Source organism: Bacillus sp. 7705b (assembly GCF_002289525.1).
Taxonomy (GTDB): domain Bacteria; phylum Bacillota; class Bacilli; order Bacillales; family Bacillaceae; genus Bacillus; species Bacillus halotolerans.
Window position 1 is genome coordinate 31,300 of the sequence record NZ_NSDH01000017.1, and the last position, 22,343, is coordinate 53,642.

At 41.4% G+C, this 22,343-nt stretch carries 16 protein-coding genes and 1 pseudogene; 8 read left to right on the forward strand and 9 right to left on the reverse strand.

Annotated features, from left to right (window positions below; all coding sequences use genetic code 11):
* Positions 1-160: 160 nt before the first annotated feature.
* The gene (locus CJU60_RS07595) at positions 161-2,971 is read right to left on the reverse strand and encodes a sigma-54-dependent transcriptional regulator (protein ID WP_095713412.1); all 2,811 of its coding nucleotides are present in this window, start codon (positions 2,969-2,971) and stop codon (positions 161-163) included.
* A gap of 701 nt (positions 2,972-3,672) precedes the next feature.
* On the opposite strand from CJU60_RS07595, the gene CJU60_RS07600 reads away from it, so the two are divergent.
* Positions 3,673-5,046, forward strand: coding sequence for an amino acid permease (locus CJU60_RS07600; protein WP_024122274.1), 1,374 nt, complete (start codon positions 3,673-3,675; stop codon positions 5,044-5,046).
* Positions 5,047-5,286: 240 nt separating this feature from the next.
* On the opposite strand, the gene CJU60_RS07605 is transcribed toward CJU60_RS07600, so the two are convergent.
* Complete coding sequence (locus tag CJU60_RS07605; protein WP_024122275.1) at positions 5,287-5,919, reverse strand: LysE family transporter; 633 nt, start codon at positions 5,917-5,919, stop codon at positions 5,287-5,289.
* 153 nt (positions 5,920-6,072) lie between these two features.
* Here CJU60_RS07605 and CJU60_RS07610 point away from each other — a divergent pair, with 153 nt between their 5' ends.
* The 5 genes and pseudogenes from CJU60_RS07610 to CJU60_RS07630 all read left to right on the forward strand — a co-directional run.
* Entirely contained in the window at positions 6,073-6,900 is an 828-nt protein-coding gene (locus tag CJU60_RS07610) for a TrmB family transcriptional regulator (protein WP_095713413.1), read from the forward strand.
* Between the two features lie 250 nt (positions 6,901-7,150).
* The gene (gene sigV / locus CJU60_RS07615) at positions 7,151-7,648 is read left to right on the forward strand and encodes an RNA polymerase sigma factor SigV (RefSeq protein WP_095713414.1); all 498 of its coding nucleotides are present in this window, start codon (positions 7,151-7,153) and stop codon (positions 7,646-7,648) included.
* A complete protein-coding gene (gene rsiV / locus CJU60_RS07620; protein WP_095713415.1) occupies positions 7,648-8,505 on the forward strand; it encodes an anti-sigma-V factor RsiV in 858 nt (285 codons plus the stop codon). The genes sigV and rsiV overlap by 1 nt, the downstream gene beginning before the upstream one ends.
* 131 nt (positions 8,506-8,636) lie before the next feature.
* Complete coding sequence (locus CJU60_RS07625) at positions 8,637-10,535, forward strand: acyltransferase family protein (protein WP_095713416.1); 1,899 nt, start codon at positions 8,637-8,639, stop codon at positions 10,533-10,535.
* A 467-nt stretch (positions 10,536-11,002) separates the two neighbouring features.
* A pseudogene (locus CJU60_RS07630) lies at positions 11,003-11,194 on the forward strand (YrhK family protein); the annotation flags it as partial.
* A 278-nt stretch (positions 11,195-11,472) separates the two neighbouring features.
* On the opposite strand, the gene cypB reads toward CJU60_RS07630, so the two are convergent.
* The 7 genes from cypB to CJU60_RS07660 form a co-directional block, all read right to left on the reverse strand.
* Positions 11,473-14,637, reverse strand: coding sequence for a bifunctional cytochrome P450/NADPH--P450 reductase CypB (cypB, locus tag CJU60_RS07635; protein WP_095713418.1), 3,165 nt, complete (start codon positions 14,635-14,637; stop codon positions 11,473-11,475).
* Positions 14,638-14,653: 16 nt separating this feature from the next.
* Positions 14,654-15,244 carry a transcriptional regulator FatR gene (gene fatR / locus CJU60_RS07640; protein ID WP_024122281.1) on the reverse strand — a complete coding sequence of 197 codons (591 nt, stop codon included), beginning with the start codon at positions 15,242-15,244 and terminating at the stop codon, positions 14,654-14,656.
* Between the two features lie 222 nt (positions 15,245-15,466).
* Entirely contained in the window at positions 15,467-16,015 is a 549-nt protein-coding gene (locus tag CJU60_RS07645) for a class I SAM-dependent methyltransferase (protein WP_095713419.1), read from the reverse strand.
* 188 nt (positions 16,016-16,203) lie between these two features.
* On the reverse strand, positions 16,204-16,362 hold the full coding sequence (locus CJU60_RS21360) for a hypothetical protein (protein ID WP_125825436.1): 159 nt from the start codon (positions 16,360-16,362) through the stop codon (positions 16,204-16,206).
* A 166-nt stretch (positions 16,363-16,528) separates the two neighbouring features.
* The gene (locus CJU60_RS07650; RefSeq protein ID WP_024122284.1) at positions 16,529-16,678 is read right to left on the reverse strand and encodes a YrzI family small protein; all 150 of its coding nucleotides are present in this window, start codon (positions 16,676-16,678) and stop codon (positions 16,529-16,531) included.
* Between the two features lie 396 nt (positions 16,679-17,074).
* On the reverse strand, positions 17,075-17,875 hold the full coding sequence (locus CJU60_RS07655) for a formate/nitrite transporter family protein (RefSeq protein ID WP_095713420.1): 801 nt from the start codon (positions 17,873-17,875) through the stop codon (positions 17,075-17,077).
* 264 nt (positions 17,876-18,139) lie between these two features.
* Positions 18,140-18,508, reverse strand: a complete 369-nt coding sequence (locus CJU60_RS07660) for a Na-translocating system protein MpsC family protein (protein WP_024122287.1) — start codon at positions 18,506-18,508, stop codon at positions 18,140-18,142.
* A 315-nt stretch (positions 18,509-18,823) separates the two neighbouring features.
* Between CJU60_RS07660 and fdhF the strand changes: the two genes are divergently transcribed.
* Entirely contained in the window at positions 18,824-21,766 is a 2,943-nt protein-coding gene (gene fdhF / locus CJU60_RS07665) for a formate dehydrogenase subunit alpha (protein ID WP_095713422.1), read from the forward strand.
* A 19-nt stretch (positions 21,767-21,785) separates the two neighbouring features.
* Entirely contained in the window at positions 21,786-22,268 is a 483-nt protein-coding gene (locus tag CJU60_RS07670) for a helical membrane plugin domain-containing protein (RefSeq protein ID WP_010335090.1), read from the forward strand.
* The last annotated feature ends 75 nt before the right edge of the window (positions 22,269-22,343 follow it).

The window sequence follows — 22,343 nt, forward strand, 5'->3', positions numbered from 1 at the left end:
CCATTTATAATGCAAGTATCGTGCCAAAGAAGCTGTGTTAAGCGTTTTCATTTGTTTTACAGCACATGAAGAAAGCTGATTGAAACACATGAGAATACAAAAATAAACCTGTATTAAAATGGCGTTCCATTTAATACAGGTTTACGTAAAAAAATCGTTTTTAACACATGTGGCCATGTACTTCGTCAGCAAAAATGGCGGCTATAAATAATTTTTCATCATCGCTTATGTTCAGCCCCAATTTTTGTTCGTAAGGGATTAATGTTCGCTCTGTCACCTCAAAGATCTCTTTCAGCTGATCGGTTATTTCGTCTTCTTCGGAAAAAGCAATCGGATTCTGTTTAATCACCCTTTCAAAGGCAAAAGCTGTATGCATAATCACTTTGATCATCACTGTGTTATTGAAAATGATGCCTAGTTCATCTTGAATGGTTTGAAGCCACTCTAATAAGATTTCTATAATGTGATGAGGGTTCAAAAAAACCAGATACTTTTTCAAACTATCCTCGCAAAGCTCCCGTACAATGATGTTTGTGCCCGATAATCCATTACTCATCGGGATGCTTCCTTTTGTGATCGCCTGTTGGATCATCTTCTCTCCTTCTCCTCCAATTAATACCTCCAATGATACATGCGGAGCATTGATTTTAGGATCTTTTGTTCCTACTGTCGCAAGAATCTCATACTCTTTTTCGATTTCTTTGATGCTATTTGCCAATTTAATTGATGATACGGTCAATATGTGGATGGGAACATCAGAGGCCTTGTTTACGATCGTTCTTAAGATGTCTTCCAGCTTTTTTGCCGTTCCGCTGCCTGTTGTGCAGATCGAAACCAACGCCCTCTTTTTGCCTGGTGAGGCGGCAGGCTGCCGATCCCATAACTCAATAAAATCCTTTGTGACCGAATCATATATGGCATGTAAATGTAAATTCAGATAGTTCACCTTTCTGACGGCGTCCAGCACCATTGAGGTCGTGACATTGCTGATTGTTTTGATTTTGATGCCTGTTTTTTCTTCAAGCTTGCTTTCCAGCATTGCAAGTGACCCCATGTCAACAAGCATTAAAACACCTTCACCTTCATCTACCTGCTGTATTTTTCCCGCTAAGCGCTCCATAATTTCCGCAGGTGAAACAGAAAGGGGCATATCAACGGCCGCAATTGGGGTGCTTCCTAAAAGCTCCGTCGCTACTTCTACCATGGAACTCGCCATGCTATTTCCATGTGCGGCAACCACAATCCCTACTCTTTTGTTTTCTTTTAACGTTTTGATGGAATGAATCAGCATCGTTAAGTAGATGACTTCTATTTCCGGGACGGTTACTCTGAAGTGTTCCTGAATTTTGTCTTTAAATATGAGCGCCACCTGATACTCTTTCACATGGGTATCACGGATTTCATCTGTTTCCTGCGCATTTAAAATATCAATTTGCTTACCGCGTTTTAAAAATGAATCGATATGCATACTTAAAAAATAGATAAATTTACGGTCAAATGTGCAATTCAGTTCATGTTCAGCAACTTCTTTTAATTGCTTCGTCATTTGAATCACGCCGTCCTCAACAAATGTCAGCAGGTTGTCATTTCGGAACGCGCTTTGATTAAAAAAGCTTCTGACATGCAAATGAATATCCGTTAAAATATATTGGTTTATTTCCTTTTTGGACAAACCTTCTTTGTTTAGCACTTCGACCTTTTCTTCTATCAAATGATACAAATTAAATGATAGATCATCATCAATTTTTGTTGTTTCATCTTCTACTATCGGGGATATGATGGTTGTGATATTGACATATTCAGAAATCGTTTTGCTTCTTTTCATGTTTTTGCTGCTTGACATCCAATCTTGCTTGATTTCATCCGGGAGATCCCGAACGGTCAGTTCAACAACTTCATCTCTGTCAAGATTATGTAAGAATCCATGTGCACAAACTAACTGCACATTTGATTTCAGCTGTCCCACATTCCCAAACTTCGCAGAATGAATCAATGCATTATATACATCGATATGCACACTTAGATTCTTCTTAATACGCTCTGCTTCTTTCCCTAATAAAAACGTTGTGAGATCAACTCTCTCTTTAAGAGATCGTTCTTCCAGCGATGGAATATGAATCGTCATTGGAATTCTCCGCAAAAATGTTTTTAATAGAGCAGAATTAGGGTTTTCGGTAGTTGCGCAAATAAATAATACTTTCGATGTTCTTTTATGTTCAGTTTCTCCAAGACGGTTATAAGATCCGCTGTCGATAAAATAAAACAGCATTTCTTGTCCCTCAGGCGGAAGACGATGAATTTCATCCATAAACAGAATGCCCCCGTCGGCCTGCTCAACTAAACCGGCTTTATCTTCGCTGGCACCGGTAAATGCTCCTTTCTTATGACCAAATAATTGAGAGAGCAATAATTGAGGATTGTTATAGTAATCTGCACAGTTAAATGTGATGAACGGAGAACCAGCCTTCAAAATGTCAGAGTAAATCGCAAACTGGTAAATCCGGTTCGCAAAAAGGGATTTACCGGAGCCTGTTGGTCCTAAGAGAAGCATGTGCAGACCGTGCGGAGGATAAAAAACAGCTGCTTTTGCTTGAGAAATTGCTTTCTTCAAACTGCCTTTTGCTCCAATCATAAGTTCAAGAGGATTCGTAGAAATATTTTGATCGTTCTTTTTTTGATTTTCAGAAAGCCCCTTCAGTTCTTTCACTTCCATTATCTCTGTATTCCATTTTTTGTTGAATGCCCTTTCCACTACTTCCACTGGAATGTAGCGCACGGGAAACGTTTTAATTTTTATCACCTTTTTGGACCGCACGAGATTGTTTAATTCAAAACTGACATTGGACCGCTCTATCTTCAATTGCTGAGCAATTTCCTTTGCTGAATTTCCCTGTACCTTTAAAAGATGATCTAAGCTGGAGTCATGAAAATTATGCATGAGCTGATGGTATATTTTATCAATTCTTTTCATCTATATCATCCTTTGTCCTTATTAGTCAAAATTGAAAAAACGGACATCAGTTTTATGCCTTGTACTGATGATCTCATCTCATTCTATGGCCTTGCGTCCGCACTCGGATTTTCTTTTTCAATATTCTGTTAAATGTTTTTGTATGCAGGAACAATAGCACGTATCTCAACACAAAAGCTTGCACCGATTAAAAGATAATTTCGTTATTTGTCTAAACAAACACCCTTTTTGGTGTTTTTGATCTATGATTCACTCAGGTTGTCCCCCTTCAAAAGTAATAATTCGTAAACAGTTTACCACTCTCCGTGAACATATTGGTGACAAAGTTCTGATACTTCAGAAAATACATCTTAAAGATCAGGGCAAATAACCCAAAACTTAATCTCTTGTCATTATAAACATGACTGAATGTAAACTTTCTATTCTTCTTATAACTTTATTATTTTAATAAAAAATAGTGGGATATATTATTAGAGCGGCAGAAAAGAAATCCTTTACTCATCCTGATGGATATTACACCTTATATTACACCTTATAAAAATAGAAAAGAAAGATAGATACATTAGTTACATTTAATTAAAAAAATCAATAAAATTTAAAATAATATAAGTTTCCTGTTATAATGATAGATAAAAAATTTAGGAAGCTATGATTCCTAAACAACCAAGATAACTATATTTTTTATTGGAGGAAAACATAAAGTGACGGACGATTCCACTATGGACAATTCTCTGCACAAACGGAAATTGTCCAGAGGCCTTAAAAACAGGCACATACAACTCATAGCGATTGGGGGGGCAATTGGAACTGGTTTATTCCTAGGATCAGGGAAATCAATACATTTTTCAGGACCCTCTATTTTATTTGCTTACATGATCACGGGCGTATTTCTCTTTTTTATTATGCGTTCACTGGGAGAGCTGCTCTTATCAAACGCGGGATATCACTCTTTTGTTGATTTTGTAAGTGATTATTTAGGAAATATGGCAGCATTTATTACCGGCTGGACGTACTGGTTTTGCTGGATCTCACTTGCTATGGCTGATTTAACAGCTGTCGGTCTTTATACCCAATATTGGTTTCCTGGTGTACCCCAATGGATGCCAGGGTTCATTGCGCTTATGATGTTGCTCATCATGAATCTAGCGACTGTAAAACTTTTTGGTGAATTGGAGTTCTGGTTCGCATTAATCAAAATCATCGCAATACTGGCACTGATTGTTATCGGTATTGTCTTGATCATAAAAGGATTTTCCACACAGTCAAGCATAGCCTCCTTCACGAATCTTTGGAGTCACGGCGGCATGTTTCCAAATGGTTTACATGGATTTATCCTCTCATTCCAGATGGTCGTGTTTGCATTTACGGGCATTGAACTTGTGGGGCTTACTGCAGGCGAAGCAGAAAACCCAGAAAAAGTAATCCCTAAAGCAATTAACAATATCCCTATTCGAATTTTGCTTTTTTATATTGGCGCTCTTCTTGTGATTATGAGTATTTATCCATGGAATATCATCAATCCTGCTGAAAGCCCGTTTGTTCAAGTATTCTCAGCGGTCGGTATCACAGCAGCCGCCAGCATCATTAATTTTGTTGTACTGACATCTGCTGCTTCAGCTGGCAATAGTGCTTTATTTAGTACAAGCCGGATGGTATACTCGCTTGCCAAGGATCATCATGCACCTGACCCATTGCAAAAGCTGACTGCCTCAAATGTACCAAGCAATGCATTGTTCTTTTCAGCCATTGCCATTCTTATTGGTGTTATTCTGAACTATGTAATGCCAGAGCAAGTCTTTACGCTTATCACAAGTGTTTCTACTATATGCTTCATCTTTATTTGGGGCATTATTGTGATTTGCCATTTGAAATATCGGAAAACAAGACCGGATGCAGCAAAGGTGAATACATTTAAAATGCCGCTTTTTCCATTATCCAATTACGTAACACTGGCTTTCCTGGTGTTCATACTGGTTGTGCTGGCACTCGCGAAAGATACGCGTGTTTCCCTATTTGTCACTCCAGTTTGGTTTCTCTTATTGATGATTGCTTATAAAGTTCGTCATACTAAGTGAAATCATAAAAAAGACAAGGGAGTTGTTTATCCCTTGTCTTTTTTGTGTGCTGCGAGGCACTGGATATTCCATGTTTTACGATCCCGCTCATTTAGTGTCATGATCTTTTCCCGTACAAATGTCTCCAAATAAACGTATGCTGAAGATAAAAACATACCTGCCTCCGTGATTTAATCTCCATATTTATCAAAAGACTCCGTTCAAAATATGAACGGAGTCTTTTGGTAAGTGGCCGTGACATCAATTTAAACCAGTTTTAATACCAAACCCAACTAATATGATTCCCGTTATTTTTTGAAAAGCTTTCTGGAACTTGGGGTTTTTCATCCATTTTTTTGCGTAATCAATGATATAAACGAGAAAGAGAAACCATAACACCGCTAATAGGGTGAGAATTGAAGCTAAAATAATAAGCTGCTGGTTTACATTTCCCTTCAGATTGATAAATTGGGGCATGATCGTGACATAGACCAAAACCGTTTTGGGATTGAGAATGTTACTGAGTGACCCTTGCATAAAGGAAGATTTATAGTGTCGTTTCGGAGAAATTGCTGCGGTTTTTGCTTGAGCTTGCATGTCGTCTAAAGAAAACATATTTTTTGCAAAAAAACTTTTTATCCCTAAATAAATTAAGTATGCTGCTCCCAAATATTTAATTGTTGTAAAAAGAATCACCGACTTGGCAATGACCATTGATAAACCTAGAATGGCAATAACCGTCCAAAAAGATAGTCCCGTTGCCAATCCGAGAATATTATATCGGCCAGCCTTTGCGCCATATCTAAGAGTATTTTTCATAACAAGCATCGTATCTGCTCCTGGAATGATAACCATCATGGCAGCGATCGGTATGTATGCGAGTAAGCTGTGCATATTCTTTCCCCCTTTAAATGAATCCCCTTAACATATAGTGACTACTAAAGTAACTCCCTAAAAAAAGTGTATCAATACGTTTGGAAAAAATCAATATGGTTTGTTAAAATAGCGATTACAAAGGCAGCGACTGCTCTTTATATTGGAGGATGTATGAAGGAAAATATGTTAGACATTTTAAAAAACCTCAATTTTACCGAATATGAATCAAAAGCTTATCTGGCATTATTGCAAGAATCGCCTTTAACCGGTTATGCGGTAGCCAAAAATTCCGGCGTGCCTCGTTCAAAAATATATGAAGTCTTGGAAAGCCTAGTCTTAAGAGGAGATGTTTTTGTAAGCCACGGAAACACGCCTCAGTATGTCCCTGTACCCGCTAAAGAACTGATTAAAAACCGACGGCTCAAAGCGGAAGAGAATTTTGACCAGGCTGAAAAATACTTTGAAAAATTCGAACAGACCGCAAATGACCGGGAAAATATCTGGAATATTACCGGCCGCAGTGAAATTCTTGAAAAGGTGAAGGCTTGTATATTATCAGCAAAAAAAAGAATCCTCTTGGAGATCTGGAAAGAGGATTTCAAAGAGGTGGAATCAGAGCTGAGACAGGCGGCAAATAAAGGTGTCATTGTCACCATTATTGCCTACGGAGATATCGCATCTGATTTTGCTAATGTGTACCTTCATGATATGAGCAGTGAAATTACAGAAGAGTATGACGGACGGTGGCTTGTATATAGCGGAGATGATTCAGAAGTAGTAGCAGGTATTGTCTCTCTTGGCAACGATAGCCGTGCTGCATGGACGATGCATGTAGGTTTAGTCATGCCTATTACAGAAGTGATCATTCATGATCTGTATCTCATGGAAATTATGAAGAAGCATAGAGGGCTTTTAGAAGAAAGTTTTGGAAAAAACCTCATCCAGTTACGACGCAAATTTTCAATCCACTCAGATTTTAAAAAACATTACTTGGAATAGAACACATGATATTTCCTGTATACCATGTAACCAAAAAACATGGCTTGTATCAACAAGTCATGTTTTTTTATGAACTCCCCCATTAATAGGGTCTTTTCCGTTTATTTTTAAGCAATTGATCCTCCCCTCCCGCTCCTGATCACTTTTTTTAAAAAAATAATATCTGCGCAAACTATTTTTCAAACTGCCCCGTCTATCCTAGGTAACATCCTACGATATACGTATATTCAAAAAGGAGCCCTTTATTGCAATGAAGAAAAAACAAACAATAAAAGCGTTGCTTGTCACGTGTATAACTGACCATAAGCAAGATTTCTACAGATTAGCCTTCAGTTATGTGAAAAATCAAGATGACGCATTAGATATTATTCAGGAATCTATAAAAAAAGCGCTCAGCTCAGTTGAAACGGTCAGAAACCCTGAGACGATAAAAAGCTGGTTTTATAAAATCTTAGTACGTACAGCTATTGATTTTTTGCGAAAACAAAAAAAGTTAAAGGTGATGGATGACGAAACGATTGAGTTTTTAAGCTCAGGAAAGGAAGATCACTATAAGGACACTGATCTTCATGAAGCGCTCGACGAATTGCCGTCCCACTATAAAACAATTATTATTTTGCGTTTTTTTGAAGACCTCAAACTAGAAGAAATTGCGGAAATTACAGGGGAAAACTTGAATACCGTCAAAACGCGCCTTTACAGAGCATTGAAGCTGATGCGCATTCAGTTGACGAAGGAGGATTCTTAATGGATAAGAGATTACAGCAATTAAAAGAAGAATATAAAAATGTCCAGATTCCTAAAGAACTGGATATCATTGTCGAAAAAGCCCTTCAGCAAAAACCAAAAAAGAAAAGAATCGTCATGTGGCCGACATCAGCAGCTGTCGCGGCAGCTATTTTATTCACTGCACTTGTCAACATCAACCCAGATGCAGCTCAAGCTATGTCAAAAATCCCTGTCATCGGCAAGATCGTCAAAGCCATCACTTTTATTGAGATCAAAGAAGAGAAAGATGAATCAAGCATTGATGTCAAAACGCCTGCTCTGTCGGGACTTTCTAATAAAGAGCTTGAAAACAGCATCAACCAGAAATATTTGAAAGAAAGCAAGCAGATGTATAAAGAATTTATACAGTCCACATCCAAAAATAAAAAAGGACATCTCAGCATCTACAGTGATTACGAGACAGTAACAGACACGCCAGATTTAATTTCTATTCGGCGTGATATTGAAAAAACACAAGCATCATCTTACACACAAAGCCGTTATATCACAATTGACAAAAAGAATGATATCTTACTTACATTAAAAAGCTTATTTAAAGATGACCGCTATATCAAAGTCATCAGCCAAAACATCAAAGAACAAATGAAACAGCAAATGAAGGAAGATCCAAATAAAATCTATTGGGTCACTGACGAGGATGCAGAACCATTCAAACACATTCAGCCTGATCAAACGTTTTATATTACAGAAGACCATAAACTTGTGATTTCATTTGATGAATATGAAGTTGCCCCCGGCTATATGGGCGTTACAGAGTTTAAAATTCCGACCAGCGTCATCTCAAATCTGCTCATGGGAGAACGTTATGTTCGATAACAGAAAAACATCCATGTCATCATCTGTGTCATGGGTGTTTTCCCTTTCGCAAAGGGACCTGACAGATATCCAGAAGGCGTAACCTTGCAGCCAAAACAGCGAGAATATCTGCACATTATTGGAGGAATACCATGTATCACAAAACACAGCATCACCGCTACATCACTGGACTCGATGGCCTTCGGGCTTTTGCCGTCCTGGCAGTTATCGCTTATCACCTAAACTTCAATTGGGCTAACGGTGGCTTCATTGGAGTTGATATCTTTTTTGTATTATCAGGCTATTTAATTACATCTATTATACTGCCGGCACATGGAAATGATATCAGCCTTGATTTTCGGGACTTTTGGGTGCGCCGAATTCGGCGGCTTCTGCCAGCGGCTTACCTTATGATCATTTCCGCTGTTATTTGGGTCGTCGTGTGCAACCGGGAACTTTTGCACACTGTGCGCGGAGATGCCATCTCTTCTCTCTTTTACATGAGCAATTGGTGGTTTATTTTTCATAAACTCTCGTATTTTGATAGCTTCGGATCCCCGTCACCGCTTAAAAACCTTTGGTCATTGGCAATTGAAGAGCAATTTTATATTGTATGGCCAATGTTCTTGGTTGCTGGAATGTACATATTTAAAAACCGTGCGAAACTGGCGGCAGCGGTATCGTTGCTTGCGCTCTGTTCAGCCGTGATGATGAGCGTACTGTATGAACCCGGCGGAGATCCGAGTCGCGTGTACTACGGCACAGATACTCGTTCGTTTGAACTTCTCATAGGATGTGCTCTGGCTCTGATATGGCCGATGAAAAGGCTGTCTCCCAACAGGCTGCCATACAAACTGAAGCGCCTTTTGTATGGCACAGAACTATCGGCGTTTTGTATTTTAGTTTTGTGTGTCTATTTTACAGATGAATACGAACCTTTTCTTTACAGAGGTGGAATGTTTTTAATAAGCATTACCGCAGCGGTCCTTATTGCATGTGTATCCCATCCGAGCAGCTTTTTGGGCATTCTGCTTTCATGGAGGCCTCTTCGTTGGCTTGGAACGAGGTCTTACGGTATTTATCTTTGGCACTACCCTGTTATTGTGTTAAGCACGCCGGTTCAAGAAATCGGAAACCCTGTTTTTTGGCATATCGCGCTAAAGATCTTCGTTACATTTATACTCGCCGAGCTTTCCTATCATTTCATTGAAAAGCCGATACGGACAGAGGGGTTTAAGTCATTTTTCCGCCGGGCTTTTATTCATAGAATTCGAGAATGGAAAACGACATCTGTCATCAGCAAAATGTCAATTGGCTTCGTCATTCTCGCTATGCTTATTTTTGCAGGGGGACTGTCAGGGGTAGCCGGAGAGAAAAAACATCCGCAATGGACGTATAGCTCACAAGAAACAAGCGCTGACACAAACCAGACGTCAGAGCATAGAAAGTTGGCAGCATCCGATAAAGACGGAGAAAACAAATCGAAACAAAAAACAACAGCCTCAAATAAAGATCAAGAGGAAACGAGCGCAAAAGGACAGGAGACTAAGAAAAAAAAGGACATAAAATCTCAGAAAGAACCGGCAGCTGCTGATAAAGAAGTATTAGCAATAGGGGATTCCGTCATGCTTGATATCGCCTCCAGCCTCCGTCAGTCTCTTTCACATGTCATAATTGATGGGAAGGTGGGAAGACAAATGTCTCAAGCTTTAGAACTGACACGAGAATACAAGTCTTTTAATCAGCCGAATAAAGCTGTCATCATTGAGCTGGGAACCAATGGCTACTTTACAAACAGCCAAATCGATCAATTGCTTACATCTTTCTCAAAAGCTCATATCTATCTTGTCAATACGCGGGTTCCCCGGCAATGGGAAAGCAAGGTGAATGAATCTTTGCGGCAGCAGGCTAACACGCATAACAATATTACGTTGGTTGACTGGCATACAGAAGCTCTCCAGCATCCGGAGTATTTCACCCCTGACGGCGTACACTTGGTTCCCCAAGGGGCTGAAGCTTTAACCGCTCTTATCGTTCGGGCAATAAAATAGATTAGCAAAAAAGAGGTCCTGCTTAGACCTCTTTTTTTTGCGATGGATCAATTCCAGCTGCGTGCAGCAAATTGCTTTTAAAAAAGAATTGCCGTTCACATTGATGACATGGACCAGGCATAAAACCTAATCTATTGGAAATTTATATTCTGCATTCTAAAATTATTCCTTCCGCTTCGTTCTCAAATTCACCTAATACGATAATAACCTTCGATTCTTTATTCATGTTGCCACCCCCTTCGTTTATGATCCATTTATATTACAACATTTTTAAATTTATGTTAATAAATAGGTATAAGAAAACTCACAAACTACCGCCCTTCCTAACTTGAGAAATGGCTGACCTATATATGGTCCTCATCATTTTTATATCTAGCTGTGAAGCTCTTATGTTTACCTATCGTTTACGTGAGGGTAAGCAAATATAGAATGGAGGGATCATCGTGGAAGCTAATGCAGAAAAAGAGATGAAAAAGCAAATAAATCGATACGAGCTTTTTTTCAAAAAACGATATAAAGTTCTCTATACAGTAAACGATTTTATCATTGGCTTTTTATTTTTCATCGGCAGCTTTTTCTTCTTTTACGATGAATTAATGTCTGCAGGGATATGGCTGTTTGCGGTTGGCAGCTTCCTGCTTTTAATCAGTCCGACGATTCTAACTCAAACGGCAGGATGAGATGCAAGAATAAAAAGGAAAAAACGCTTGATTAAGTTTCTAGAAAATTAAACTCCAAGATACAAATATATAACTTTATAACTATTTATTTATAAAAAACCAGAAAAAAACCTAAAGTTTTATATCTTTTGGACGATAATAATAACAAGGCCGGCGCGATACTCCCTATAACATCCTTTTCAGTAGATTTCAATATCGTGCCGGTTTTTTTCACATGCTAAAGCAATCCCGCCATCTCTGGCGGGATTTATTTTTACTTACATTCCAGTCCATACATCTTTTACATAACGTTTTTGATCTTGCAGCTTCTTCAGCCATTCTGCTGACGCTTCCTGACTTGCTCCTTTGTCAGCTTCATAAGCCGCACGCAGTGTGTTCTCTACTTCAGGAGCCATTTGTGCACCATCGCCGCATATATAAACGTGCGCACCTTTTTCGATCAGTGAAATTAATTTCTGTGCATCTTGTTTTAGTAAGTGCTGAACATATACTTTTGGTTCGTCTTCCATTCGTGAATAGCATCGATGGACTGTTACCAAACCGGCTTTTTCCGCCTGGTCAAGCTCTTCTTTATAAAGATCGTCATGATCAGGACGCCGGCATCCGAAGTATAAATGAGCTTCGCCAAGCGCACTTCCTTCCTTCTTCAGAACGGATCTGGCCTGGATGAAACCTCTGAATGGCGCAATTCCTGTACCCGGTCCCACCATAATCAGCGGGGTTTGGAGATCATCAGGCAGCTGGAATCCAGATTGCGGTGTCCGAATGAAACAGGCAACCGTATCACCTTGACGGAGTCCGGCTAAGTAATTGGATGCAACGCCCTTATATTCCCCGCGTCCGCTCCAAGCTGAGGCCTTTACAACTCCCACCGTCATACTGACCCTATTTGCTTTGACCTTCGGTGAGCTTGAAATTGAATAATATCTTGGCTTTAGTGATGGCAAAAGCTCTAAAAACCGTTCAAACGGCATTTCACAGGCCGGATAGTCCTCTAACAGATCCAGCATTGTCACACGTTTTCTCAGAACATGTTCCTTGTACATTTCATCACTCGATATAAGTAATTCCAGCTCTTTTTTATGAGGCGGGCATACTGTATATGAAGCCAGCTCACGAAGCTGAAGCCTTGAAGCAGAATCCTGCAGCTCTACGTAAGATGATAATAACTCCATCACTCTGATCGGCCGATCCAGCGGAAGGTGAGCCATATGCGGGCTGCCGTTCATTTTTATCACAGCTTGCGGCTGCAAATCGAATCGGTTGAGAACCCGTTGAACCAGCTCTTGGCTGTTTTTCGGCAATATTCCGATGTGGTCGCCTTCTTTATACGTTTTTGAGTCAGGGAGCTCCAATTCTATATGACGCGTCGAACGCAAACTGCTTGCTGTCTGAAGCTCATGATTTTCAAGAACGATACCTTCAAACGCGCCATACGCTTTAGCAAGCGGTGTCTCTGTTGCTTCACTGAGGAATGTAATGGATAGTGACGGCTTCGTTTCTTTCTCGGTTATTTCATTCACGTGAAAGGCTTCCATTGTTTCCTTCCAAAAGCGATTCTCCCAAGACTCGCGATGGCTTTCAAAGTCATCGGCCGCATCGCCTTCCCCAATGGATGTCAATCGTGATGCTCCTTTTGATGCCATCATGTCATCGATAAGGCGAGGAATTCGCTGATACGTGCTGGCCCAGCTCCGGTTTCCATAGCCAAATATCGCATAGGCAACACCCTTTAATTGACCTTCCTCCAACTCTCCCAGCCACTCGACAAAGCCAGCAGCATTATCAGGCGGCGCCCCGTTATATGAGGCAGTCACAATGACAACAGCGCCTTGGTCGGGGAGTTTTCCAATGTAATCATCAAGAGGTGCAGTTTCCGCTGTAAAGCCGAGCCGGCGCCCGTAAGCTGCCAATTCACCTGCCATGCCTTCTGCGGTGCCGAGGTTTGAACCGTAAAGAACGAGTAAAGGTGTGCCGTGTTTAGGTTTTGTCTCGTTTTCCTTCGTTTCGTGCGCGGTGCCAGTCTGTTCTTTTTTCTGAACATTCATTTGGACCGTTTTCCTTGGTTTCACTGTAATTTTAAAATCATCCGGTTTAATTGTTAATGCCTCTTTGATTTTGAGCTCGTAACCAGTGTGATTCATCAATTCAAAGTGCTTTAATACAAGTCCGAGAACCATTGTCGCTTCTTGAAGCGCAAACTGCATCCCGATACATGCCCGCTGGCCGTTTCCAAACGGTTTATACGCATGGTGAGGAATATTCTCAGGGTTTTCAAACCGTTCCGGACGAAAATCTTCTGCATCTTCACCCCAAGCGTTTTGATCTCTGTGAAGTTTTGGGATCAAGACGGAGACGGGCTGTCCTTTACTGATAGGGTATTCGCCGCCTAAAACTGTATCCTCCTTGGCATAAAGAGAAAAAGCGGGCGCTGTCGGATACAGCCTAAGCGTTTCATTGAGAACCATCCGAACATATTTCAGCTGCTGAATGTGTTTATATTCTGGCGTGTCTTCCGTTAACACGCGATCGGCTTCCTCCTGAGCTTTTTTAAGTTTTTCCGGATGTTTAAGCAGGCAGTAAATCGCAAAGGAGAGCAAGCCGCTCGTTGTTTCATGGCCTGCGATTAAAAACGTGATGATTTGATATCTGATGTTTTCATCATCCAGTGTCTCACCCGTTACAGGATCTTTCGCATAAAGCATGAGCGATAACAGATCCTTAATGTTTTGGTCCGGGTTTGCTTTTCGCTCTGCTATAATTCTGTCAACCAGCGAATTCATCACTTCGATATCCTTTTGGAACTGCTGTCTCGTTTTGACCATCATCTTATCCTGCAGGCCCAGTCTTTTTGTTTGATTCATTCCCTCTTTTAAAGCCCGGAGCATGCTGGTGATAAACGGATGCTGCGTATCACGGTAAAAGCTGTTAAACCGATAGTTAAATCCGCATAACCCGATGGTATCAAGCGTCAGGCGGGTCATATCGTCCGCCACGTCAATTTCTTCATTCGGATTCAGCCGGCTCCATTTTTGAATCAGCTGTGTCGCGATATCCAGCATCATAGAATGATAGCCTTTCATTGCTTTTTGACTGAAGCTCGGCAGCAGAATACGATGGGCTTTCTGCCAATTCGGCTCGTGCGTCCAGCTTGTAAACAATCCGTCTCCTCCGAACTCACGCACTTTCAGCAAGCCTTTTCCAAGGTTTTTGTCAAATCGGCTCTCGTCACACACTTCAGCAACGAGTTCATGACCTGATACGAAAACGCCGGATACACCAGGAAAATCGAAACGGAAAATCGGCCCTAACTCATCAGCAATCCGCCATAAGGATTGGGAAAGCTGTTCCTTTTCCAAATGCGGGAGGTTTTTTAAAGGTCCGTATGTTTTCGGCTGAGGTATTGCACTTGCCTGTTTCATAAACATCTTCCTTTCTTTATTCTTCTGAAGTCAATGAATGAAGTTTAATCGCGTCCCAGCAGCACTGCTCCAATTCAGAAATCAAATCAGCATTCATCTCTATATCACCTTGTTGCACAAGCTGATACAACTTGAGAAATGCGCCTAATACAATCGCAATTAATACATTGGAGGGCAAGGAGCGGATCACTCCTTCTGTTTTTCCCTTGTTAAAGAAATCGTCAAGCATTTGAGTCAGGTTTTCTATCATTTTTTTGCTTGTTTCATTTAAATAGTGAGCATCCTTTTTCGTTTCAAGAAAAAACAGCGCGTAGTCGCTCTCCTTCGTAAATTGAACGAGACAGCAAAATATGTGGCGAAAGCCCTCTCTGACAGGCATTTCAGAATAATTTCGCTTTACCTTTTCTGAAAAACGCTGAATGCTTTCTTGAAACAAAACATTGACGAGTGTTTCTTTGCTGTCAAAGTAGCGATAAATCGTGCCTGTACCAACTTCAGCTCTTTTTGCTATCATTGGGATGGTGGTGGCATCAAATCCTCTTTCCGTAAAAAGCGAGAGCGATGCCTTCATGATCAAATCGTATTTACTGATAAGTGCGGATGCCATGTAAACTTAAAACCTCCGATTCATTTAGGAATGAACATTCATTCCGTTTGTTCATAAATGATATCCACTCTGTCTCGAATCACCTCTTACCCATTCTTATGTTTATAGTTTATATGAAAAAAACTTTTTTTAATATAAATGCTATGCAAAAAATATAAAATTAAGAAAATATACCCAAATCCCTGAATGTCAGAAGTCTGGATATATTTCCCGAGAAATTTTTTATTTAACAGCGACAATACAAAGGCACGAATCGCGTCTGATGACAGAAATGTCTCTAAAATGCTGATCTTGCAGCAATTGAATATATTTTTTCTCGTTTTTTTCTGCATTGTTATTAATACTGATGTAAAATCGGCCGTCAATTTGAAGCACTCGATAAACCTCTCTTAATGCGAGCCTGACATCAGTACAAGCCTGAACCGTATGTAAAGAAAATACTTTATTGAAGGTACGGTCTTCAAAGGGGATCCTTTCCGGATGACCATGGAAAATGCCCCCTTGATCTGTTTTCTTTTGCTTTTGGATTGCACGAGATACCTGTCTTACTTTTCGCTTAGAAGAGTCGATGCTTTTTATGCTTCCCTTTTCAAGTTTTCCCGTTATTGTCTTAAAGACAGAGCCGTTTCCGGTTCCAATTTCTAAAATTCTGTCATTTTCTTGTATGTCTATAGAATCAATCATCATATGCTCAATTATTTTAGTTTGCTTATATTTCCCAGAAAATAATTTCAATAGGTTCGCTCGTTTATAAAGTTTGTTTTCTAGCATTTTAAACACCTGCTTTTGGTTTCATGTGCTTATATATTATATTGAAAAAATAAACATCGCTTCATTTCTTATACAGAATGAAGATATCAACTAGACGGCAATGTGTTTAGAAATGTTTCAACAGAACTGAACATTTTCATTTTTTCTCGCAAAAAAAGGCAGAAAACAAAATGTTTTCCGCCCGCTTTTTAATGCCAATGATATGGGAACATATACAGCCTTTGCTGCTGCATCGCCGCCAGTCTCTGCTGACGGAATGGATTGCCATAGCCGTGTTTGAAGGAATGCGGCATGGATGCATAACCATGACCTATCGACGGCAGCCTTTTTTGTTGAAAGTTCATCATGCCATCACCTGCCCTTACATAAAGTGCTGCTTTTTTTATGATATGCAGGACGGCATTTCCTTGACAGCTTCATTCGCTACACTTGGTCCTTCTCCATCGTATAATGCATCAATAGTTCCATTTTAAGCATTTGTCATCTCTCCCTTCTGTATTTTGTTTCCTTTTATTAGCGCCAGTTTGTCAAATAAAGATGTTTCAGCTGAGATTCTTTCATTTCATCATAAATCTGCTCGATCTGCTGTTCTTGTTCGAACTCTTCCGGGCTTTTAAACCGCTTGTTAATCGTTAAAGTCAAAAAGAATAGGTTAATCGTCATATCGCTCACCCCCTTTCAAAGTCCGCTCCAAGCGAAATAACCCGCGGCATCTCCCTGCTGCGGGCACATAAAAACCGCAGACAAAAGAAGACACCCATGTCTCTACTGCCTGCGGGGAGTTGCGTATGTCCGACGATTCCGAATTTAATGCGTGCGATAAGCATCGGTTAAGGAAGGACACGGACTCTTCCACAGGCTGAATAAACCATTACAAATTCCTTGTACATTGCGTGAGCCATTAACTGGTCTGCGTCGTTGTCGCATTGTCATTTTGATTCAGCCTCCTTTGCTTTTTTTCTTACTTTGTAAGTATATCCACCAAATTCCATTTTGTAAACATCTTTTTCTAAAAATGGACGTAAATTGTGTGATTCATCGACTGTCTTTGTCCCTTGTTTATGATACCTGTTTCATTTCTTTTCTGGAGCGGTCTTTCTTATGATATGCGATAAAATAGATGAATCCGACAAACACTGCTCCTCCAATAACATTGCCGATAAAAGCCGGAATGAGGTTTCCGATAAACTGCCCCCACGTAAATGAGCCTGCAAAAATGGCAGCCGGAATCACAAACATGTTGGCGACAACGTGCTGAAATCCGATTGCCACAAAGGCCATGACAGGGAACCAGATGCCAAAAATTTTCCCTGCGCCATCTTGAGCACCGAAGGAAAGCCAAACTGCAAGACACACCAGCCAGTTACAGCCGATGCCGGAAACGAGAACCTTGCCAAAGCTCATATCAAGCTTGCCTTGTGCAACAGCGATCGTCTTTTCCAAATATGGCCCCGTTTCGGTTAAGCCGACAAGATGGCCGAAAAAGTAAGCAACAAACAAAGCGCCGATCAGATTCATAATGGTGACGATCACCCAATTAACCGCCAATTCCTTTAGTGATATTTTTCTCGAAAATAACGCCATTGCCACTGACATCATATTTCCTGTAATCAGCTCAGCCCCTGCAAGAACCACAAGTATCAGTCCTACAGGAAATACCGCAGCCCCGATAAAACTGGACATGCTTCCCCATTCTTTCGGAAGATCGCCGATCACCCTGATATCAAGCAAATAACCGAGTGCGATAAAGGCACCGCCTAAAAACCCCAGCACCAAGAGAGACAGCAGCGGAAGCTTTACCTTTTTCATCCCTGCTTCAATTGCTGCTTCTGCTATTTCATCCGGTTTCCGAAAACCCATACTACATACGCCCCCATTGTTTCTCCATTTTTACAGTTATAAAAGAAAAGCAACAAAAAAGGCAGCACTCAAATAACCTGTATCAATCAGGTGTTTGAATGCTGCCTAACTTGTGTGCATACCCATACAACAACATCAAGCAGAATTAAGATATTGATAGAGAATATATACAGTTCGTGCATACATTCCATTGCTTTTGTCCTTCTATAACTGCAGTAAAAACATCATATCAAATGTGACAATTTTGTGTCAATGGCAAATATGCTAGTTAAAAAGGACTTCTTTTTGGTCGTCAATTTTTCGGTCAAAGACAAAAACAGATACGGCGATATTTTCTTCAATTTTGATATCAGAAAACAAATGAACAAGCTTAGCCCCGATCAGCTCCTCCATTCCTTCCGGCGTTTTTTTAGAGTAAAGGTCTTGAATCAGGCTTGTCCGGGCCGCATGTACCATTTCTCTTCCCTCAGGCGTGCGGGCGATAAACTGCTCGCTCGCGCTCAGGTTGCCGTAGAGCGTCGACACAGCCATATTATCTACAAATACCGTGTGAATCCGTTCAGGTCCTTTGCCGAACAATTCCTTGCGAAGTTTTCGAATAATATCATTGAACTCATGAATTTTCTTTGACATGCTGATTACCCCTTCCGATTTTGCCTTAAAAAAGGCCGTTCCCGGTTCCCCTCAGGACATTTCACTTGGTTAAAATTTTCCTGTCATATTGTATTATAATAAATATCACTTTATAATAAAAGCAGTGTTGATGGATTTGTAATAGGATCTTGTTATGAGTCTATCGGTTTATAAAAATCCAGGATTGGTCTGTTAGTAAGACTTGCTAGTGAACTATTCCGCCATGTGTGTTTACACCTTCTGTGAATGAAAGACAGGTGTATCTATACATGGCTTTTTTGACTTCTTGAAAGAAAGATGGAGGGGAATATGAATATGATGGACGATAAGTCGATCAGTGTCCGCGTTGACGGAACAGAAATTCAAGCACGAGCAGGGGCCACAATTTTAGATATTTTAAATGAAAATGGGATTGAGTATCCGCAAATCTGCCACGTCCCAGAGGTTGATCCGATTCAAACATGCGATACATGCATTGTAGAGGCAGACGGCAAGCTGGTTCGTTCATGCTCTACGGTCGCTGAAAACGGAATGTCAATTGATCTTTCGGGAAATCGGGTGAAAGAGGCACAAACCGAAGCAATGGACCGCCTTCTTGAAAATCATTTGCTGTATTGTACAGTTTGCGATAATAACAATGGGAACTGTACACTGCATAATACAGCGGAAATGATGGGGATCGAGCATCAAAAATACCCTTATACGCCAAAAGAAGATCCTTCTTGTGCGGTTGATATGTCTCACCCGTTTTACCGATATGATCCAAACCAATGCATCGCCTGCGGCCAGTGTGTTGAGGTGTGTCAGAACCTTCAAGTCAATGAAACACTCTCTATCGACTGGGAACGCGAACGTCCGCGGGTTATTTGGGATGAAGGAGTTACAATCAACGAATCTTCTTGTGTCAGCTGCGGCCAATGTGTCACGGTTTGTCCGTGTAATGCACTGATGGAAAAATCAATGCTTGGCCAGGCTGGCTTTATGACGGGCATCAAGCAGGATGTCATGGAACCAATGATTGACCTTGTCAAAAATGTTGAACCGGGGTACAGCAGCATTTTTGCCATTTCTGAAGTTGAAGCGGCAATGCGTGAAACAAGAACGAAAAAAACAAAAACGGTATGTACGTTCTGCGGTGTCGGCTGTTCCTTTGAAGTATGGACAAAAGGACGGGATATTTTAAAAATCCAGCCTGTTTCCGACGCTCCTGTTAACGCGATTTCTACATGTGTCAAAGGGAAATTCGGCTGGGATTTCGTCAATTCTGAAGAGCGGATCACAAAGCCTTTAATCCGTAAAAACGGGGCTTTTGTTGAATCATCTTGGGAAGAAGCCCTCGATTTAGTCGCAAGCAGATTAGGTGCAATTAAAGAGACATACGGCAAAGGCTCTGTCGGATTCATTTCTTCTTCTAAAATTACGAATGAAGAAAACTATGTCATCCAAAAATTAGCGCGTCAGGTATTTGAAACAAATAACGTCGATAACTGCTCTCGCTACTGTCAGTCTCCTGCTACAGACGGGTTGTTCCGTACGGTCGGCATGGGCGGTGACGCCGGCACGATTAAAGATATTGCCAAGGCCGGACTCGTCATCATCGTCGGCGCCAATCCGGCTGAAGGACATCCGGTGCTTGCAACACGGGTCAAACGTGCACACAAGCTCCATGGACAAAAATTGATCGTTGCCGACCTGCGGAAAAATGAGATGGCTGAGCGGTCTGATCTGTTCATCAGTCCTAAACAAGGTACAGACCAAGTATGGCTGATGGCCGTTACGAAATATATGATCGACCAAGGCTGGCATGATCAAGCGTTTATTGATGAGAACGTGAACTACTTTGAAGACTATAAAGAAACACTTAAAACCTATACGCTTGATTATGCGGAACGCATCACAGGCCTTTCTAAAGAAAACATCATTCGAATTGCCGAAATGATTCGTGACGCTGACGGCACTTGTGTTCTTTGGGGAATGGGTGTTACTCAAAATACGGGCGGCTCTGATACGTCAGCAGCGATTTCGAACCTGCTTCTGGCAACAGGCAACTACCGCCGTCCGGGTGCCGGCGCTTATCCACTGCGCGGCCACAATAACGTTCAAGGCGCTTGCGATATGGGGACATTGCCAGGCTGGCTTCCGGGATATCAGCATATTACAGATGACGAAGCACGCGCCAAATTTGAAAAGGCTTATGGTGTGGAGATTGAAGGAAAACCAGGTTTAGACAATATTCAAATGCTTCATTCCATTGAAGAAGGCAAGATGAAGGCCATGTACCTTGTTGGTGAAGATATGGCACTGGTCGATTCGAATGCGAACCATGTGCATGATATTTTATCAAGCCTTGATTTCTTCGTGGTTCAGGACATTTTCCTGTCGAGAACGGCTCAATATGCCGATGTCGTCTTGCCTGCCACTCCATCTCTTGAGAAAGATGGAACGTTTACCAATACAGAGCGCCGTGTGCAGCGATTGTATCAAGCGCTTCCGACACTTGGAGACGCGAAACCGGATTGGTGGATTATTCAAGAGGTGGCAAACCGCTTAGGAGCCGGATGGAGCTACAGCCATCCAAGCGACATTTTCTCTGAAATGGCGAGTCTTTCTCCTCTATTTGGAAAAGCCAGCTATGAGGTGCTTGAAGGCTGGAACACCTTCCTATGGGGCAGCTTCACAGGTGAAAGCACGCCGCTTCTGTATGAAGACGGATTTAATTTCCCAGACAAGAAAGCCCGTTTTGCACTGTCTGATTGGACAGAACCTGCCGCTTTCCCTGAAGAATATGATCTTCACATCAATAACGGCCGGATGCTTGAGCATTTCCATGAAGGAAATATGACAAATAAATCAAAAGGCATTCAATCCAAAGTGCCGAATGTATTCGTCGAAGTATCGCCGGAGCTTGCACAGGAGCGCGGCATTTGTGACGGTTCACTGGTTCGCCTCGTTTCTCCGTTCGGAGCTGTTAAATTAAATGCGCTCATTACTGACCGTGTGCGAAAAAATGAACTCTACCTGCCGATGAACTCGACAGACAAGGATTCAGCGATTAACTTCCTGACAGGGCCTGCGGCTGATAAACGCACGAACACGCCTGCTTACAAACAGACGAAGGTTCGCATGGAGGTGCTTGGAGGCTGCGAAAGCGCACCGCTTCCTAAAACAAATCCGCGTAACAAGAAACGGAATCCGCAAAACGGCGTCGAGGCAGAAAGAAAATGGAAACGCCCGGGTTATGTCCATTTGACTGATTAAATGAAAGGGGGAAACGAAAATGGCCACTCCAATTACAACGATCAAAAAAGAAACAAAAACAGCGGAGCAAATCAAGCTTGAGAAAATCGAGGAGCTGAAGGAGCTGCTGACGGAAAATGAGGATGCCGTCTCGAAAACCATGACGTTAATGAGTGAACTTAATGAGCTTGGCATCTTTGATGCAGCAGCAAGCATGCTGAGGGCGAAAGAAGACATCGCCAAAATCGCGCTTGGCCAGGTATCTCGCGAGCCTGTCACAAACCTCATCAACACGATGATGGCGGCTGGAGGCGCTTTGACAAAGGCTGATCCTGCGTTTACAGGCAAGCTTTTAGAAAGCGTAATGGCGGGAACCGAACAGGCGCAAAGCTTTTTAAAAGAAGACAAGAAAGTCGGCATTCTCGATCTTTTAAAAGCGATGAACGACCCTGATATTAACAGAGCAGTCGGCTTCGGCCTTCAGTTTTTAAAAGGCATGGGAAAAGAGCTGCGAGAAGAATAACAAAAAACAGCCATCAGTTGGGGACTGACCCCATAAGATGAGACAAATAAAAAACACCTTCAAGTTTGAAAACGG

Bases quoted from the DNA above. Each gene is read 5' to 3' on its own strand.
- CJU60_RS07595 (WP_095713412.1), bottom strand. From the start codon at position 2,971: ATGAAAAGAATTGATAAAATATACCATCAGCTCATGCATAATTTTCAT.
- CJU60_RS07605 (WP_024122275.1), bottom strand. From the start codon at position 5,919: ATGCACAGCTTACTCGCATACATACCGATCGCTGCCATGATGGTTATC.
- CJU60_RS07610 (WP_095713413.1), top strand. From the start codon at position 6,073: ATGAAGGAAAATATGTTAGACATTTTAAAAAACCTCAATTTTACCGAA.
- sigV (WP_095713414.1), top strand. From the start codon at position 7,151: ATGAAGAAAAAACAAACAATAAAAGCGTTGCTTGTCACGTGTATAACT.
- rsiV (WP_095713415.1), top strand. From the start codon at position 7,648: ATGGATAAGAGATTACAGCAATTAAAAGAAGAATATAAAAATGTCCAG.
- CJU60_RS07625 (WP_095713416.1), top strand. From the start codon at position 8,637: ATGTATCACAAAACACAGCATCACCGCTACATCACTGGACTCGATGGC.
- cypB (WP_095713418.1), bottom strand. From the start codon at position 14,637: ATGAAACAGGCAAGTGCAATACCTCAGCCGAAAACATACGGACCTTTA.
- fatR (WP_024122281.1), bottom strand. From the start codon at position 15,244: ATGGCATCCGCACTTATCAGTAAATACGATTTGATCATGAAGGCATCG.
- CJU60_RS07645 (WP_095713419.1), bottom strand. From the start codon at position 16,015: ATGCTAGAAAACAAACTTTATAAACGAGCGAACCTATTGAAATTATTT.
- CJU60_RS21360 (WP_125825436.1), bottom strand. From the start codon at position 16,362: ATGATGAACTTTCAACAAAAAAGGCTGCCGTCGATAGGTCATGGTTAT.
- CJU60_RS07650 (WP_024122284.1), bottom strand. From the start codon at position 16,678: ATGACGATTAACCTATTCTTTTTGACTTTAACGATTAACAAGCGGTTT.
- CJU60_RS07655 (WP_095713420.1), bottom strand. From the start codon at position 17,875: ATGGGTTTTCGGAAACCGGATGAAATAGCAGAAGCAGCAATTGAAGCA.
- CJU60_RS07660 (WP_024122287.1), bottom strand. From the start codon at position 18,508: ATGTCAAAGAAAATTCATGAGTTCAATGATATTATTCGAAAACTTCGC.
- fdhF (WP_095713422.1), top strand. From the start codon at position 18,824: ATGATGGACGATAAGTCGATCAGTGTCCGCGTTGACGGAACAGAAATT.
- CJU60_RS07670 (WP_010335090.1), top strand. From the start codon at position 21,786: ATGGCCACTCCAATTACAACGATCAAAAAAGAAACAAAAACAGCGGAG.